Here is a 15,332-nt window from a genome sequence, read left to right as displayed (position 1 = left end):
GTATCATGGCGGAACTGCGCCTCAACGGCGTCGAGAAGATCTATCCGAACGGATTCCACGCGATCCATGGCATCGACCTGGACGTCTCCGTCGGCGAATTCATCGTCCTGGTCGGCCCGTCGGGCTGCGGCAAGTCGACCCTGCTGCGCATGGTGGCCGGCCTCGAGACGATTTCCTCCGGCGAGGTCGAGATCGCCGGCCGCACGGTCAACGAGCTGGAGCCGGCGGACCGGGATATCGCCATGGTGTTCCAGAACTACGCGCTCTACCCGCACATGACGGTCCAGGGCAACATGGCCTACGGGCTGAAGAACCGCGGCATGGCGCGGGACGAGATCGACCGGCGGGTGCGCGAGGCGGCGGAGATCCTGGAACTGAGCGCGCTGCTCGACCGCCGGCCGAACCAGCTTTCCGGCGGCCAGCGCCAGCGCGTCGCCATGGGCCGCGCCATCGTGCGCGAGCCGTCGGTCTTCCTGTTCGACGAGCCGCTCTCCAATCTCGATGCCAAGCTGCGCGTGCAGATGCGGGTGGAGATCAAGCGGCTGCAGCGCCGCCTCGGCATCACCAGCCTCTATGTCACCCACGACCAGGTCGAGGCGATGACCATGGCCGACCGGCTGGTGGTGATGAACGGCGGCCGGGCCGAGCAGATAGGCACCCCGATCGAGCTCTACGAGCGCCCGGCGACGACCTTCGTCGCCACCTTCATCGGTTCGCCCTCGATGAACCAGTTCGAGGCCACGGTCTCGGAGGACGGCAGCGCCGTGGTGCTGGCCTCCGGCGCCGCGGTCGCCCTGCCGGAGACCCGCGCGGATCTCGCCGGGCGGCGCGTGATCCTCGGCATCCGGCCGGAGGATCTGAGCCCGACCGGGGGCAGCGTCGGCCTTTCGCTCGAGATCGACCTGGTCGAGCATCTCGGGGCCGACACGCTGATCCACGGGCATCTCGAGGGCGAGGCCGGCCACCTCGTGACCGTGCGCGTCGGCGGCCAGTTCGAGGCCGGCGCGGAGCGCATCAACCTCGCCGCGAACAGCGCCATCCACCTGTTCGACCCGGAAAGCACGGCGCGGCTCTAGGGACGGAGCGCCCCGCCCGGCCGTCGCCGCGCCGGTTCCGATCCTACTTCAGCGTCGCCAGCAGGCCGGCCATCAGCTTGCCCCGCTCGGCGAGGCTCTCGATCTCGATATGCTCGTTCAGCGTATGCAGGCCGGCGCCGCGCGGGCCGAGGGAATCGAGCGTCGTGATGCCCATCGCGCCGGTGAAATTGCCGTCCGAGCCGCCGCCCGCCATATGGGCCGTGATCCCGAAGCCGAGATCCGCGGCGAGGCTCTTGGCATGCTTGAACAGAGCCTTGTCGGCGTCGCTGGGCTCCCAGACCGGCCGCGTGACGCCGCGCGCGACGTGGAAACCGACATCGCCCCCGGGGTCGTTGGCCGGATTGTTCAGCGCCAGCATCTTCTCGACGCCCGCATCCAGATCCGCCTGCCTTTTCGCCATGGAGAGCGCCTCGGCCGAGCAGCCGGAGGGCACGCAATTGACATGCAGCTGGTCCGAGACCACGCAGCCGACCGAGAAGGTGCAGCTGTCGGTGGTCATCTCCTCGATCTCGAGGATGCGCCGGGCCATTTCCCGCACCGCCGAGCGCCCGAGGCGCGGATCGACGCCGGCATGGATCGGGGTGCCGGTGGTGCGGAGGTTGAAGCGCGCGATGGCATAGCGGCCCCAGACCACGCCGCCGTCGGGCCGGGCCGGCTCGGGGACGAGCACGTATTTCTGGCCCCGCGCCGTGGCCTCGATCAGCTCCCGCGTCGCCGGCGTGCCGATCTCCTCGTCCGGGGTGAACAGCACGGTGACGGGCAGCGGCGTCTCGATATTCGCCGCGGCGAGCTGGCGGATCGCCTCGAGCGAGAGATAGTTGCCGCCCTTCATGTCCTGGATGCCGGGTCCCCAGCATTTCCCGCCCTCGCGCCGCCAGGGCAGGCGGGCGAGGGTGCCGACGGGATGCACCGTGTCCATGTGCCCCGCGATCAGGATGCCCGGCTCCCCGGCCTTCGGATGCGGGAAGGTGGCGCGGACGCAGCCGCCGAGGCCCATGCGCCCCGGAATCCGCTCGATCGTCGCGCCCATGGCGGCGAGGTCGTAGCTCGCAAGGTCGATCATCCGGTCGATTGCGGCGGCGTCGTGGGTCGGGCTCTCGCATTCGATCCAGGGGCGGAGGCCGTCGCACATGGCGTCGGAATCGAAGGGCAGGGCGTTGAAGTCCATGGGGGTTCTCCGGGGGTTGGGGAGTGAGGGAGCAGAAAGAAGGGGCGGGATACTGCGGATCGCTGACCGCAATCCGCCCTCCCGAACGTGATCCGGGATCCATATCACCACTGTCACGGTTCTATGGAAAGCTTGATCCCGGCTCCCCGGTCGCGATGCGGTCGAGGGTGGAAATGAGGGATCACGTTACGGCGGGGTTAACAGATGAATTAGGTCACGCGTCCGTCAATTTCCTGTTGTTCCGCGAATCTTAGGCTTTTGTACAGGCTCAATCGGAATTTGCTCAGAAAGTGCGCGTATGATGACTTCGCAATTCTAACGTTGGATCTTGTGATGGCGTCGCGACTCATTGGACGATCTGATCCTGACCCCGAGACACTGCGAGAAATAGGTCCGCTCTGGGCGGAGCTGCACGGAAAGTTATGGCACACGACTCATCCCGAGCGTTTTCTTGGGATCATTAAGAGCCAGGCTGTTCTTGTCGAACCGGATCTTCCAGAAAACGAACGTTGGGGCACGAGCAACGGCCCGAAAAATTACCCGTTCGTGCGTCACATCGGAGGACTCAGTCTTTTCGACTTTCTCAATTTCGATCCTGCCGAATATCGGGATCGTTATCCTGTGAGTTCGTGGCGCTCTTTCGTGCCCTATCGATCAGATTGGAATGGCGCCGTCTGGATTGAGGTCAACCGGACTAGTCTGCAGAGGTCGCATTTTTTGACTGGTCCTGAATTGCGGGATCGCTATGTCGAAGGTGGAGACCTTGCGCACAACATCATGCCGCATATCGAAGCGGCATACCTCGCGGAATTGCCAATTTCGGCATGTAGGCGAGCGTTGTTCACTTGCTGGGGAGAGGAGGGTTATCGAGAATTTTCTCTCGATCCATTCGATGGAAGCGCTTACGCGATGATGCTTTCCGGGTGGCGGACCGCAGTTTTCAAGCATCTTGAGCAACAAGCGCGGCGTCGCGGCAAATCGATTGCCGCCGCGACGAGGCGAGCGAAAGCCGAGAACGCTCTCTCCAAAATTCAACGGAGGACTCATGATGAGTAGAGTTGAGGAGCGCATGTTATTTACGCGGGGCGAATTATCTGAGTAAGGCCCAGAAACAGGATGTGTATTCTCGCGTTTCTTGGAATTAAGTCCTATCCCTCGGCAATTGTTTTATTATTCAGCTGTGAACACCGCATTGATTTTCAATGAATTCGATCACGCTTGCGCTCTTTGTTATGTATTCTTTGATTCGTGGTAAGGTAATTTGTGAGTCACGTCCATGAGCAATGAGATGCCGGTTTGAGATGATTGAATTTATTGCGTCTCCTCTCCCGCTCTCATCAAGAAAATCTTCTAGCTCACTTCCCCAATCGGTATTGAAGGCGCGTGATATCTCAATGAATTTCTCTTTTTTTGGGTTTTGTATTTTATTCAAAGAGCTCCGAACGAAGCCAAATGTAGCCGGTGAACTGCTGCTTTTCGCATACTCAGAATAAATTTCCTTTATAGCGTTTTCGAGGAATCCCGATGCCAAAACGCACACATACTTTGCCCAATGCGCCCGGAGCTCGTTCTGGTCGGCATCCAGGGCGCTCACTGTGCTGATCAACCAACACAGTTGATCGTATTGAGATCGGAGCCGGGGTGTTCGCATTCGCTACGTTTCGCTAAAAGCTTGGATGGCCATATTGATGCGCGTGTGAACAAATGCCGTATCGGCCGTCGAGCGAGAGGTGCACGTTTGATATTCTTCGTTCGAAAGCAAGCCGGTATACGCTTCTAGAACGGCACTTGAGTTGGGGAGATTGTCTGGCTTATTCGTCAGTCTCTCAGCCATACCAACCATACAAGAGTCGAATACGGCGACGTTTAAATTTGTTGTTGGGCGAAAAACATCTTCTTTTAACGCGGATAAAAATACATCGGCGACTATATACCTAACAAACCATCGTTGACTCTCGCCTCTATCGGTTGAACGATACCTCAACCATTGAGGGAGGTTATGATGGCATCTCCATTAAACGATCAAGCTCAGACCAGGTTGGCGATCGCCGCCCTGTTTGCCGCGCTCGCTCGAACGCTTGGTGAACAAGATGAATCCTTTCCCCAACGCTTCGACGCACACCTTGAGAAATTCTATCGGGAGATTCGGGAGTTTCCCTCTGACCCGATTGGCACGCTTGAGACGCTGAAGTGGGCGGGCGAGATGCTCGACAATCCAAAATAGCCCTCTCTTTCGTTCACTTAATCCATACGCTCTATGGAGGTGAATATGACCGATAAAAAAAATCCGCCCTTCGAGGACGGCCCCAAAATCATGGGCGTTCTGGGCGGGGGCTCCATATCTCACGGAGAACAGGTTTCTTTTACCTTTGGACTAGAAGGCGGCAACGCTGCATCCTTTCACACCGACTTTGGGACGCTTCCGCAGATCCTAACCGCGCTTCAGGCGTTCGGTCGTATGACCATGAATGACCGGCAGAAGAGACCTGCCGGGACCAATCTCGACGAGATCGTATCCCCGTATCACGTCACGAAGATGAAGGTTGGAACATCCGGAGACGGAGAGCATCTGGTCCTTCAAGTTGGAACGCATCTTGGAGTCCCGATTGTTCTGGCAATGACCAGAAGCCAAGCTCAGGAGATGACCACCTTACTTCAAAAGCATCTCGCATCTGACAGCGGACAAGGAAGGCGTCCGCACTGACGTATGCGATCAAGCGTCACCACCGCCCTTCGGCTTCGGCGGCGCCTTCAGGATCGTCTCCACGATTGGCTTTAGTTCCGGCGGAGCGGCGCTTTCCGTGGCTGCCACACGGGACTTTTTCTTGTTCGTCGCATCACTGCGAATCTTGACCATTTCCGGCAATTGAAGCACCTCCAGTATCCTTTGGGCAGGAATAACCACACCCATCCCGAGCGGAACAGTTATGGGACGATCTGAGCCCACCTGCTCTTGTCTGGCGTTGCTGGCCAGCGCCTCCCAAGAAGCTTGCCAGACCCCCAAGAGCTTGAGGCTCCCGTAAGAGTACGCACGTGGGTTCTTGGACATAGTGACAGTCTGACGAGCGAATACCGGCGCCCCACTTAACCCCTTCAGGCCCTGCGCTTCGACTAGATACGCATCAACCTCGTACGTCTTCCCGCCGCCAATTGGCTCTACGGGAATTTTAACATCGCCCGGCACCATTGCGATGTGGCCCGTATGAACGAGCGGGACGTGTTTCTCTTCGCTTTCGAGGAGCTTCCACATTCCTACAGTATGGACCAGATCGCCGACGCCAACTCCGTCGGGGCCGATATCCTCATCAAGGATGAAAACGTCATCCATAATGTTTTTGAACGTCGGGCAATTCTCAGGCGATCCGGGGAAAACAGCAACATCAACGGACCTATCCGGATGATAGGTCCACTTCCCGCGTTCAATAAAGCTTTTCCCGGAGTACCAATCCGTTGAGGCAAACTTGATCCCAAACGGGCCGTTTTCTATCTGCCTCGCAACGTGACCAGCAGTAACGAGATATGGATATCCTTCGTGCGCTATCGAAAACGCCGTTCCCTCTGGAATGACATCACCAGCAGATTCATGGCCGATGTAGGCAACACAACTTCTTGCATCTTCGTGCACACGAACCAAAAGCCCACTCCCGCGCCAAGCGCCCAGGTTGTTCCTAGGGCCGAGAGTGTATCTAATTCCGTCTTCTCTTACATCGGTGATAGCCACGGCGGCTCGCCTCCTGCCTTTTGACCCAGAGGCGAAGCGGGCGCCGTAGACGGGTCAGCAGGCGGGACGCATTCTTATTGCCACGCCATCTCCTTCAATTTGCGGGGGCCGTCGAATAGAAGAGGCGCTTACCGTCCGCGCCCTTCAGGGCCTCGGCGGTGCGGCTCCAGTCGTCCACGTTCCGGAAATTGTACCGGAAGTCGAACTCGCCCAAATACCGCTTCAGGTGCTGCTTGCTGACCGCCTGATAGGTGCCGTTGATGCCCCTTTTCAGGATGGAGAAGTAATTCTCCACGGTGTTCGTGTGGTAGAAGCCGCCGCGCACATACTCGTCAATCGAGTGGTTCACGGAGCCGTGGCCCTGATACTCACGACCGACCTTGCGATAGACCGGGCTCTCGTCCGTCATCAGGAACGAGTCACGGCTGGCCTGCGTCACCAGAATTTCGCGGACCGTCTTTGATGTCACGTTCGGGACATGTTGGCTGCGCACCTTGCCGTCACGCTCGACCAGAGCGACAACCGCTTCCTTCTTCGGCGGCTCCTTGAACGCGCGGTTCTTGGCCTTGCCGCCAACGTAAGTCTCGTCGGCTTCCACAACCTTGTTGGAACCGCCCATATCAGCGGCTTTCCCTTCACGCATGGCCTCGCGCAAGCGATGCGCCATGAACCATGCGGTCTTGTACGTCACGCCGATCATGCGGTGTAGCTGATGGGCCGAGAAACCCTTCTTCGAACCGCAAAGCAGGTAAGAGGCCAGCAGCCACTTGTTCAGCGCGATCTTGCTGCGCTCGAAAACGGTGCCGACCGTCACGGAGAACTGACCACGACAGGAGCGGCACTTGTAGAGGCCCGGACGATGCGCTTTGCCCCTCAGGGCCGCGATCTCTTCCGCCTCTCCGCAGTGCGGGCAAACCGGGCCATTCGGCCACCGGACAGACTCCAGATATTCACGCGCTGCTTGCGCATCCTGAAAGACCGGGTTGGTAAGATCGACTGCGGACATTTCTCTTCTCCATCTGACACTTAGTCAAATGGTGGCGAGTCGATGGTTTGTCAAGTATATAGTCGCCAATACATCGAGGCAGTCGCTAAAAATATTTGCAAGATATTCGAGTTTGTTTTGCGGTGCGTTTTGATTTTTTAATGCGTACTTATTTAAAAATTCTGACATTGGCCGTGAATACGAGGCGCGATTCTCAAATAATGCAAAGAAACGCAATATTAATTCTTGATCTTTTAAGCGTTTGCTGGGTTTTCCAAATATATTTCTCCAATTTATGTAAGTATTAATATTTTTTAATTCATCGATTAGGCTTCCATGATAAACCGCTATCCTCATTTCTTGGTCGTATAGTTTTCTGCCGCCACAGTTTAGTCGCTCAAATATGTGATACAGACTTGTATCGTCTTCTGGTGGTGATGATTGTTTGACGGTTGTGGCGTGTATTATTGCTGTGTCTAGTTTGTTTCGAGATTCCTCGTCTAAGGTCTTGTATGTTTTTCCTTCGTACGCGGGTTGCACTTTGCTAAGAGAAAAAACCCTTCGTCGTTGTTCGTTGGGTTTCGGATCGAAGTACCCGTCGTAAAAAAATAGTAAAGTTTTAAGTCTTTGTTGTCCATCAATGACTAATTGTTTCCCTGTATTGGGTTCGACAGCCAAAAAAATGCCAGGAACAGGCAATCCTAAAAGTAATGATTCAATGAATCGAGAGGCTTCTGGGAGTCTCCATACATAATCTCTTTGAAATTCTGGTATCTTTATGCTTCCTCTCCTTAGGCGGCTGACAATACCTTCAACTTCCGGGTCCGAGCCAAAGCTTGACACGTCATAAGATACGATTGGGGTTGATTCTTCATCTGGGTCGGTGTCGCCTTCGACAACCTCATCAGGTTCTTCTGACTCTGAATCTTCTATTCCGTAGTCTGACATGATGCTGATCTTCGAGGTTCCGCATAGAATAAGTGCGCGTGCATATAGCTTCTAAATTGTGCGGCATCGGTGCGGTGTAATTCAAGCTTGTTTGGCTGATTTTCAGAGTTTGACGTGATTGGATATGGCTTGCCCCGACATGGGGAGCGCTTTTTTGTTCGAGCCGCTGTGCTGTGACCCGAGATCAAATCTGAGTCCATCTCGCCGCCGCCCTTGCCCTATGAGAAGCCGGGTCCCGGCTCTCCGTCCGGGATGACGACTGTGTGGGGGACGGCCGCCGGGCGCGATCCTACCCCCGCCGCCGTCTCCGCCGTCCGCCGCCTTCGCCGTCCGCGCCTGTCAGGCTCCGCGGCTCCGGCAGCGTCACCGCCGCGCGCAGCCTTGCGTAGGGATCCGTCTTGTGCGGCAGCGCCATGGCGCCGACGAAATGTTCCTGGAAGCGCGGCTCGACCGCGGTCTCCACCTTCTCGATGGTGCGCACCACCCATTCGATCTCGCGCCGCGCCTGGCCGTTCAGCAGCGCGATGCGGGCGCCGGTGCCGGCGGCGTTGCCGACCGAGGTGACGTTTTCCAGCGTGCAGTCCGGGATCATGCCGAGGACCATGGCGTATTTCGGGTCGATATGGCTGCCGAAGGCGCCGGCGAGAACCACGCGGTCGACCGCGTCGACGCCGCGGCGGTCCATCAGCAGGCGGGCGCCGGCATAGAGTGCGGCCTTGGCGAGCTGGATCGAACGCACATCGGTCTGGGTCACCGAGACGGTCTCCGAGAGCCGGTAGGAGAAGGTGCGGCCGTCGGCATAGACGCGCTCCGACTTCGCCGACAGGGCGCCGTCGATCATGCCGTCGGTGGTGATCATGCCGGCGATGAACATCTCGCCGATCGCCTCGATGATGCCGGAGCCGCAGATCCCGCTGATGCCGCCGATCTCCTCGGCGGTCGCCTCGAAATCCTCCTCGTCGGACCAGCGGTCGCTGCCGATGATCTGGAAGCTGGGCTCCAGCGTGGCGGGATCGATCCGCACGCGCTCGATGGCGCCCGGCGCGGCGCGCTGCCCGGACGAGATCTGCGCCCCCTCGAAGGCGGGGCCCGTGGGGCTCGAGCAGGCGAGCAGGTGGTCGCGGTTGCCGAGCACGATCTCGGCATTGGTGCCGACATCGACGATCAGGGTGATCTCGTCGTTCTTGTAGGGGGTCTCGGAGAGCACCACGGCGGCGGTGTCGGCGCCGACATGGCCGGCGATGCAGGGCAGGGCATAGACCCGCGCGCCCGGATGCAGGTAGAGGTCGAGTTCCGAGGCGCTGAGCTCCACGGCGGTGTCGATGGTGAGCGCGAAGGGCGCGCCGCCGAGCTCCGTCGGGTCGATGCCGAGCATCAGGTGATGCATCACCGGGTTGCCGACGAAGACCAGCTCGACGATCTCGTCCGAGCCGGCGGAGATCTCGGCCGCGGTCTGGGTCGCGAGGAAGTTCACCGCCTCGCGCACGACGCGGGTCATCTCCTCCTCGCCGCCGGGGTTCATCATCACGTAGGAGACCCGGCTCATCAGGTCCTCGCCGAAGCGGATCTGCGGGTTCATGGTGCCGGCCGAGGCGAGCACCCGGCCGGTCGCGAGATCGCAGAGATGGCCGGACATGGTGGTCGAGCCGATATCGACGGCGAGGCCGTAGATCCGGTCGCGGAAGCCGGGCCAGACGCCGGTGACGCGGTTGCCCTCGCGCAGCGCGACGGTGACCTTCCACTGGCCCTCGCGCAGCGCCTTCTGCAGCGTGGTCAGCACGGCATGGTCGCAGGAGATGTCGTCGGCGATGCCCCAGTTCGGCCATTGCTCGCGCAGGCTCTCGCAGAGCCGGCGGAAATCGCTCGACTGGTCGTGCAGGTCGGGCTCGCGGACCTCGACATAATGCAGGTGGGTGACCGGCCGGATCTCGATGTCGCGCACCTCGGCGCGCTTGCGCACGACCTGGCGGTGGACCTGGCTTTCCGGCGGGATGTCGATGACGCAGTTGGCGAGCACCTGCGCGTTGCAGCCAAGCCGTCGCTTCGGCTTCAGGCCGCGCTTCTCGGCATAGCGCTGCTCGGATTTCGTCGCCGGGCTGATCGCCTCGGCCCGCGAGGTGATCTGGAACTTGGCGAACTCGCCCTCGGAGAGCTGGATCTGGCAGCGCCCGCACATCGAACGGCCGCCGCAGACCGAATCGAGATCGACCCCGAGCGCGCGCGCCGCGTCCAGCACGGTGGTGCCGGGCGGCACGAAGCCGCGCCGCCCTGACGGCGTGAAGACCACATAGACGTCTTCGGGTGCGTCTGCGGAGGTGTCGGCGGCTGGGTCGGCTTCTGACATGAGCCCTCCTCTGCGGGATCAGGCCCGGCGGCGCCGGCGTTCGCGGGCGCCGCGGGCGCCGACCACCTCGCCCTCCGCCGGCGCTTCGCGGAAGCGCCGGATCCAGCGGCGGCATTCCGGATCGTGCCCCATCATCACGTCGGCGCCGAGCACCGCGCCCATCTCTTCGGCGTGGAGCGGGTTCATGATCGCGGAGGTCATGCCGGCATGGATCGCCATCGAGAGGAAGGCGGCGTTCATGGCGTGCCGGTTCGGCAGGCCGAAGGAGATGTTGGAGGCGCCGCAGGTGGTGTTCACCTTGAGCTCGTTGCGCAGCCGCGCGATCAGATCGAAGGCGGAGCGTCCGGCGAGGTTGATCGCCCCGACCGGCATGATCAGCGGGTCGACCACGATATCCTCGCGCGGGATGCCGTAATCGGCGGCGTGCTCGACGATCTTCTTCGCCACCTCGAAGCGCACGTCCGGGTCCTCCGAGATCCCGGTCTCGTCGTTCGAGATCGCGACCACGGCGGCGCCGTACTTCTTCACCAGCGGCAGCACGCTCTCGAGCCGCTCCTCCTCGCCGGTAACGGAATTGACCAGTGCCTTGCCCCGGTAGACCGAGAGCCCGGCCTCGAGCGCCGCGACGATCGAACTGTCGATCGAGAGCGGCAGGTCGGTCAGCGACTGCACCAGCTTGATCGACTCGGCGAGGATCGCCGGTTCGTCCGCCAGCGGGATGCCCGCATTGACGTCCAGCATGGTGGCCCCGGCCGCGGCCTGGGCGAGGGCGTCGGCCTCCACGCGGCTGTAGTCGCCCGCCGCCATCTCGGCCGCGAGCAGCTTGCGGCCGGTCGGATTGATGCGCTCGCCGATGACGCAGAAGGGGCGCTCGAAACCGATCACGATTTCTTTCGTCGCCGAGCTGATGACGGTGTCGGTCATTCCGCTTTGTCTCCCTGGAAGAGGCCGAGGATTCTGGTCACGAGGCCGCCGCCGCGCCCGGCGCCAAAGGGGCGGTCTCGAAGCCTCCCCTGCCGTCGAGCGCGAAGGCGCCGGCCTGGACCTGGTCGATCCAGTCGACGGTCTTTGCGAGACCACCGAAGGGATAGAAATGCAGGTGCCTGATCAGGCAGTCGGGATCGGCCTGGATGCCGTCGGCGAGCCCGACCAGCAGCCGGTCCGGCGCCTGTACGGTCAGGAGCCGGGCGATGTTCCGCGTCTGCCGGGTCAGCACCCGCATCGAGGGGCCGATGCCGGAGACCTGGGCGAATTTCAGCAGCGTCTTCAGCGTCGCGAGGCCGGGCACGCCGATATGGATCGGCAGCGCGTTGCCGGCGGCCCGGATCGTCTTCTCCCATTTCAGGATGGCGCCCGCATCGAAGCAGAACTGGGTCTCGATATAGGTCTCGATGCCGGTATCCTTCGCCCAGGCGTTCTTGGCCTTGAGCGCCCCGGCGAGACCGGCCCCGGAAATGTCGGGTGAGCCTTCCGGATGGCCGGCGACGCCGACCTTGCGGATCCCGGCGGCCTCGAGCCGGCCGCTCTTCAGCACGTCCATGGTCTCGGAGAAGGCGCCGGCCGGCCGGTCGACTCCGCCGCCGATCACCAGGACCTCGGTGACGGCGGCCTCGCCGACCAGGCCGTCGAGATAGCGCGCGAGCTCGTCCGCGCCCGAGAGGCTGCGGGCGGCGATATGCGGCACCGGCTCCATGCCCTCGGCGCGCAGGCGCTTCGCGACGGCAATGGTGTCGGAGAGATCGGAGCCGGGAAGCTGGGTCACGTTGACGATCGTGCCGGCGGGAAGCAGCGCGGCAAAATCGTCGACCCTGGCGGCCGAACCGGGCGTGGTCTCGACAGAGAAGCCCCGGATCAGGGCCTGGATATCCGACATGCCAGCGGCCATCGCGCTCTCCTCAATATCGGCATCGCGCAGGATCGCGCTTTTCTCCGATGTAAGGCGAGTGAAGGCGTCCGGATGGCTGACGCGCGTCACAACTTCTCTCAATTGCGACACGCGGCGAAAATCCGTCATTTTCCCGCCTTGTCCCGGCAGGACGACCCGCGCTTCACCGCCGCATTGCCAGCGGCGTCCTGTAAGGAGATCATCTGGCGAATGGACAAGCCCCAATGTCGGACATCTCCGCGATGAGCGTCTTCCCGGTCAAACTGCTGCTGCGCGCGAAGACGGACAGCGGCCTGCCGCTCGGCGTGGCCGCCTTGCTCGGGCTCTTGGCCGCCAATTCGCCCTTCGCCGCGACCTATGACGCATTCCTCGCCCTGCCGGTGATGATCACCGTCGGATCGGCCGAGATCGGTCACGATCTCCGCTTCTGGATCAATGACGGCCTGATGACCGTCTTCTTCTTCCTGATCGGGCTCGAAGTGAAACGGGCCTACGCGCACGGCACGCTGGCGCATCGCAAGCAGGCGGCGCTGCCGGTGCTGGCGGCGCTCGGCGGCGTCGTTGTTCCGGCACTGATATTCCTCGCCGTCAACAGCGCCGCGCTCAACGGGGAGGCGCCGAAAGTGCTGCGCGGCTGGGCAGTCCCGACTGCGACCGACATCGCCTTCGCGCTCGCCGTCCTCGCCCTGTTCCGCGGCCGGGCGGCTTCGGCCCTGAAGCTCTTCCTGATGGCGCTGGCGATCGCCGACGACCTGATCGCGGTGCTGATCGTCGCCGTCTTCTATACCGGGACCATGGCGCCGGCGCCGTTCGTCGCCATCCTGGCCGGCGTCTCGGTCCTTCTGGCGCTGCACCGGTTCCGGGTCTCGGCCGCGGTGCCCTATCTGCTGACCGGAATCGGGCTCTGGGTCGCCCTGCTGTCGGCCGGCCTGCATCCGACTGTGGCGGGGGTGATGACGGCGCTCGCCATCCCGGCGGATCCGCACCGGCACCGGCGCCGTGCCCTGCTGAGCCGGATGTACGAGGCGGTGCACGACAACGTGACATTCTTCGTCCTGCCGCTTTTCGCCTTCGCCAATGCGGGGCTGCCGCTTGCCGCCTTCGCCGATGCCGGGCCATGGAACAGCGTCGCGCTCGGAGTCTTTCTCGGTCTCGTGGTCGGCAAGCCGCTCGGCGTCTTTGCCGCCGCTCTGATCGCGGTGGAGAGCGGCCTCGCGAAGCTGCCGGAGCATGTCAGCCGGTCCCAGCTCTTCGGCTGCTCGCTGCTCGCCGGAATCGGCTTCACCATGAGCCTCTTCATCGGTGGCCTCGCCTTCGGCACGGGCATGCACGAAACCGCATCCCGGGGCGGTGTCTTCGCCGGATCGCTGGTCTCGGCGCTTCTGGGCTATCTGGTGTTGAGGCGGGTACTCGCGGCGCCGGGAGCGGCGCCGCGCCGGACCTGACGCGTGGAGTCCGGCCCGCGTCCCGGAACCTGCGGCGCGGGATCAGTCCTGGGCGAGGAACTGTCCTTCGCCGCGGGCGACCGCGATACGCTGCTGCAGGGCCGGAAGGGAGGCGGCGAAGCGCTTCAGATCCTGACCGTCCAGCTTCTCCCCTGCCGGCAGCTTCACGCTCATCGGATTGCGCTGCCTGCCGTTCTCCAGCACTTCGTAATGCAGGTGCGGGCCGGTCGAGCGACCGGTGGAACCGATATAGCCGATGATCTGGCCCTGCTTCACCCGGTCGCCGCGCTTCAGGCCGCGCTTGTAGCCGGACATGTGCGCATAGGCGGTCTTGTAGGTGCTGTTGTGGCGCAGGCGGATATATTTGCCGTAGCCGCCCTTGCGGCCGATGAAGTCGACCACGCCGTCACCCGCGGCCATGATCGGAGTGCCGCTCGGAGCGGCGAAGTCCACCCCGCGATGCATCTTGGTATAGCCGAGGATCGGGTGCTTGCGCTTGCCGTATCCGGAAGAGAGCCGGGCGCCGTTGACCGGAGTGCGCATCAGCGTCTTGCGCACCGACTGGCCCTTGGCATTGAAGTAGTCGGTGACCCCGCTCTTCGGCGTATACTGATAATAGGCGAGTTCCTTGCCGGAGAGAGTCATCGCCGCGTAGCGGATCTCGCCAACGCGCACCACGGTCCCCTCGTCGGTCGCATGCTCGTCGTAGAGAACCTCGAAGCTGTCGCCGGGCTGTATGTCACGCTGGAAATCGACGTCGAAGCTGAAGATCCGGATCATGTCGTGCAGGACGGCAGCAGGGATATCGGCGTCGACCGCGGCCTCGTAGAGGCTGCTCCTGATGGTTCCCGCACCGAACCCGTCGGCGCGCTTCAGCGCCTTCTCCTTGACTTCCGCCTTGTAGGCGCCCTCGTCGGTCAGGCGGACCTGGATGCTGCGTGCCGGATCGGCCTTGAAGGTGAGCGAGACCAGGTTCGGACCGGCTTCCTCGGCTCCGCCGTCGACCAGCGACAGCTCAAAGAGCTGGCCGATCTGCATCCGCCGGGGATCGTAAACCTCGGTCAGTGCCGTGATCGCCGCATGGGCATCGCGCCGGTCGATGTCGTTGCGGGTCAGCAGTTTCATCAACGTGTCGCCGCGCTCCACCGTGACCGCCTTGGTCTGGACCGAGGCGGGAGAACCGCCGGGCGCGCTGATCGAAAAGGCATTGGCCTCGCCGATCAGGGCCGGCACCGCGCTCGATGCGTCGGCCGTCGTCGGATCTGAATCAGGGCCGCCGATGGTGCCGAGAAGCGCGGACACGGTAATGCCGGCAAGAAGAACGGAGCCGAGAACGCCGGCGGTAACGGCCGAACGTGAGCGAACCCGGTGAATCATGAAAGCGACCCCAAAAAACACGCTATTTCCGCCGATCTTGTTGCGAGGCGATTGTGAAGTCAAGATTTAGTGCAATTGAATCAGTCGTATGGTGATGCAAACTTAAAGCGAAAAATTAAACCGACAGGACCAGTTTCGCTGATCCGGGGCGGCACTCGCAACCGAGCTTCGTGCCGGCGCATTCTGGCACTCGGCCATATCTCTGTCAGCGGAGGAGAAGAAGGGGCCTGATCGCGGCATTGTCCCGAACCGGTGACCCGTGCCCGGTCCGCCTGCCGATCGGACGGACGGTCGGTATGACGAGAGGCGCCCGCCCTGTATAAGTCGCGAGGTATTAGCCGCGCGGGCGGGGAGCGGTGCAA

The 15,332-nt window shown here is 61.9% G+C and carries 14 protein-coding genes; 5 read left to right on the top strand and 9 right to left on the bottom strand.

Going from position 1 to position 15,332, the window contains the following annotated elements:
* Positions 1 to 5: 5 nt before the first annotated feature.
* Positions 6 to 1,076 (top strand): sn-glycerol-3-phosphate import ATP-binding protein UgpC, encoded by a 1,071-nt coding sequence (locus tag ACOOE1_RS09745; protein ID WP_420406152.1) that lies wholly within the window; start codon positions 6 to 8, stop codon positions 1,074 to 1,076.
* Between the two features lie 43 nt (positions 1,077 to 1,119).
* Here the strand turns inward: ACOOE1_RS09745 and ACOOE1_RS09740 are convergent, their stop codons facing one another.
* Positions 1,120 to 2,265 carry a M20/M25/M40 family metallo-hydrolase gene (locus ACOOE1_RS09740; protein WP_420406151.1) on the bottom strand — a complete coding sequence of 382 codons (1,146 nt, stop codon included), beginning with the start codon at positions 2,263 to 2,265 and terminating at the stop codon, positions 1,120 to 1,122.
* Between the two features lie 333 nt (positions 2,266 to 2,598).
* On the opposite strand from ACOOE1_RS09740, the gene ACOOE1_RS09735 reads away from it, so the two are divergent.
* Positions 2,599 to 3,321: a hypothetical protein gene (locus ACOOE1_RS09735; protein WP_420406150.1), complete on the top strand. Its 723-nt coding sequence runs from the start codon at positions 2,599 to 2,601 to the stop codon at positions 3,319 to 3,321.
* A 118-nt stretch (positions 3,322 to 3,439) separates the two neighbouring features.
* On the opposite strand, the gene ACOOE1_RS09730 is transcribed toward ACOOE1_RS09735, so the two are convergent.
* A complete protein-coding gene (locus tag ACOOE1_RS09730; RefSeq protein WP_420406149.1) occupies positions 3,440 to 3,859 on the bottom strand; it encodes a HEPN domain-containing protein in 420 nt (139 codons plus the stop codon).
* 408 nt (positions 3,860 to 4,267) lie between these two features.
* On the opposite strand from ACOOE1_RS09730, the gene ACOOE1_RS09725 reads away from it, so the two are divergent.
* Complete coding sequence (locus ACOOE1_RS09725; protein WP_420406148.1) at positions 4,268 to 4,489, top strand: hypothetical protein; 222 nt, start codon at positions 4,268 to 4,270, stop codon at positions 4,487 to 4,489.
* A 45-nt stretch (positions 4,490 to 4,534) separates the two neighbouring features.
* Complete coding sequence (locus ACOOE1_RS09720) at positions 4,535 to 4,969, top strand: hypothetical protein (RefSeq protein WP_420406147.1); 435 nt, start codon at positions 4,535 to 4,537, stop codon at positions 4,967 to 4,969.
* Positions 4,970 to 4,978: 9 nt separating this feature from the next.
* Here ACOOE1_RS09720 and ACOOE1_RS09715 read toward each other — a convergent pair whose 3' ends face one another.
* From ACOOE1_RS09715 to ACOOE1_RS09690, 6 genes are all read right to left on the bottom strand, one after another.
* A complete protein-coding gene (locus tag ACOOE1_RS09715) occupies positions 4,979 to 5,986 on the bottom strand; it encodes a hypothetical protein (protein WP_420406146.1) in 1,008 nt (335 codons plus the stop codon).
* Positions 5,987 to 6,080: 94 nt separating this feature from the next.
* A complete protein-coding gene (locus ACOOE1_RS09710; RefSeq protein ID WP_420406145.1) occupies positions 6,081 to 6,992 on the bottom strand; it encodes an IS1595 family transposase in 912 nt (303 codons plus the stop codon).
* 24 nt (positions 6,993 to 7,016) lie between these two features.
* Entirely contained in the window at positions 7,017 to 7,919 is a 903-nt protein-coding gene (locus ACOOE1_RS09705) for a DUF262 domain-containing protein (protein ID WP_420406144.1), read from the bottom strand.
* Positions 7,920 to 8,208: 289 nt separating this feature from the next.
* The gene (locus tag ACOOE1_RS09700; protein ID WP_420406143.1) at positions 8,209 to 10,263 is read right to left on the bottom strand and encodes an ASKHA domain-containing protein; all 2,055 of its coding nucleotides are present in this window, start codon (positions 10,261 to 10,263) and stop codon (positions 8,209 to 8,211) included.
* An 18-nt stretch (positions 10,264 to 10,281) separates the two neighbouring features.
* A complete protein-coding gene (locus ACOOE1_RS09695) occupies positions 10,282 to 11,187 on the bottom strand; it encodes a dihydropteroate synthase (protein ID WP_420406142.1) in 906 nt (301 codons plus the stop codon).
* A gap of 37 nt (positions 11,188 to 11,224) precedes the next feature.
* Positions 11,225 to 12,277, bottom strand: a complete 1,053-nt coding sequence (locus tag ACOOE1_RS09690; RefSeq protein WP_420406141.1) for a methylenetetrahydrofolate reductase — start codon at positions 12,275 to 12,277, stop codon at positions 11,225 to 11,227.
* Between the two features lie 95 nt (positions 12,278 to 12,372).
* On the opposite strand from ACOOE1_RS09690, the gene nhaA reads away from it, so the two are divergent.
* The gene (nhaA, locus tag ACOOE1_RS09685; protein WP_420406140.1) at positions 12,373 to 13,593 is read left to right on the top strand and encodes a Na+/H+ antiporter NhaA; all 1,221 of its coding nucleotides are present in this window, start codon (positions 12,373 to 12,375) and stop codon (positions 13,591 to 13,593) included.
* Positions 13,594 to 13,635: 42 nt separating this feature from the next.
* On the opposite strand, the gene ACOOE1_RS09680 is transcribed toward nhaA, so the two are convergent.
* Positions 13,636 to 14,970, bottom strand: coding sequence for a M23 family metallopeptidase (locus ACOOE1_RS09680; protein ID WP_420406139.1), 1,335 nt, complete (start codon positions 14,968 to 14,970; stop codon positions 13,636 to 13,638).
* Positions 14,971 to 15,332 lie beyond the last annotated feature (362 nt).

Origin of the sequence: Nisaea sp., assembly GCF_965216895.1 — a bacterium.
In the GTDB taxonomy this organism is placed as follows: domain Bacteria; phylum Pseudomonadota; class Alphaproteobacteria; order Thalassobaculales; family Thalassobaculaceae; genus Nisaea.
This window is presented reverse-complemented; position numbering and strand designations above follow the sequence as displayed.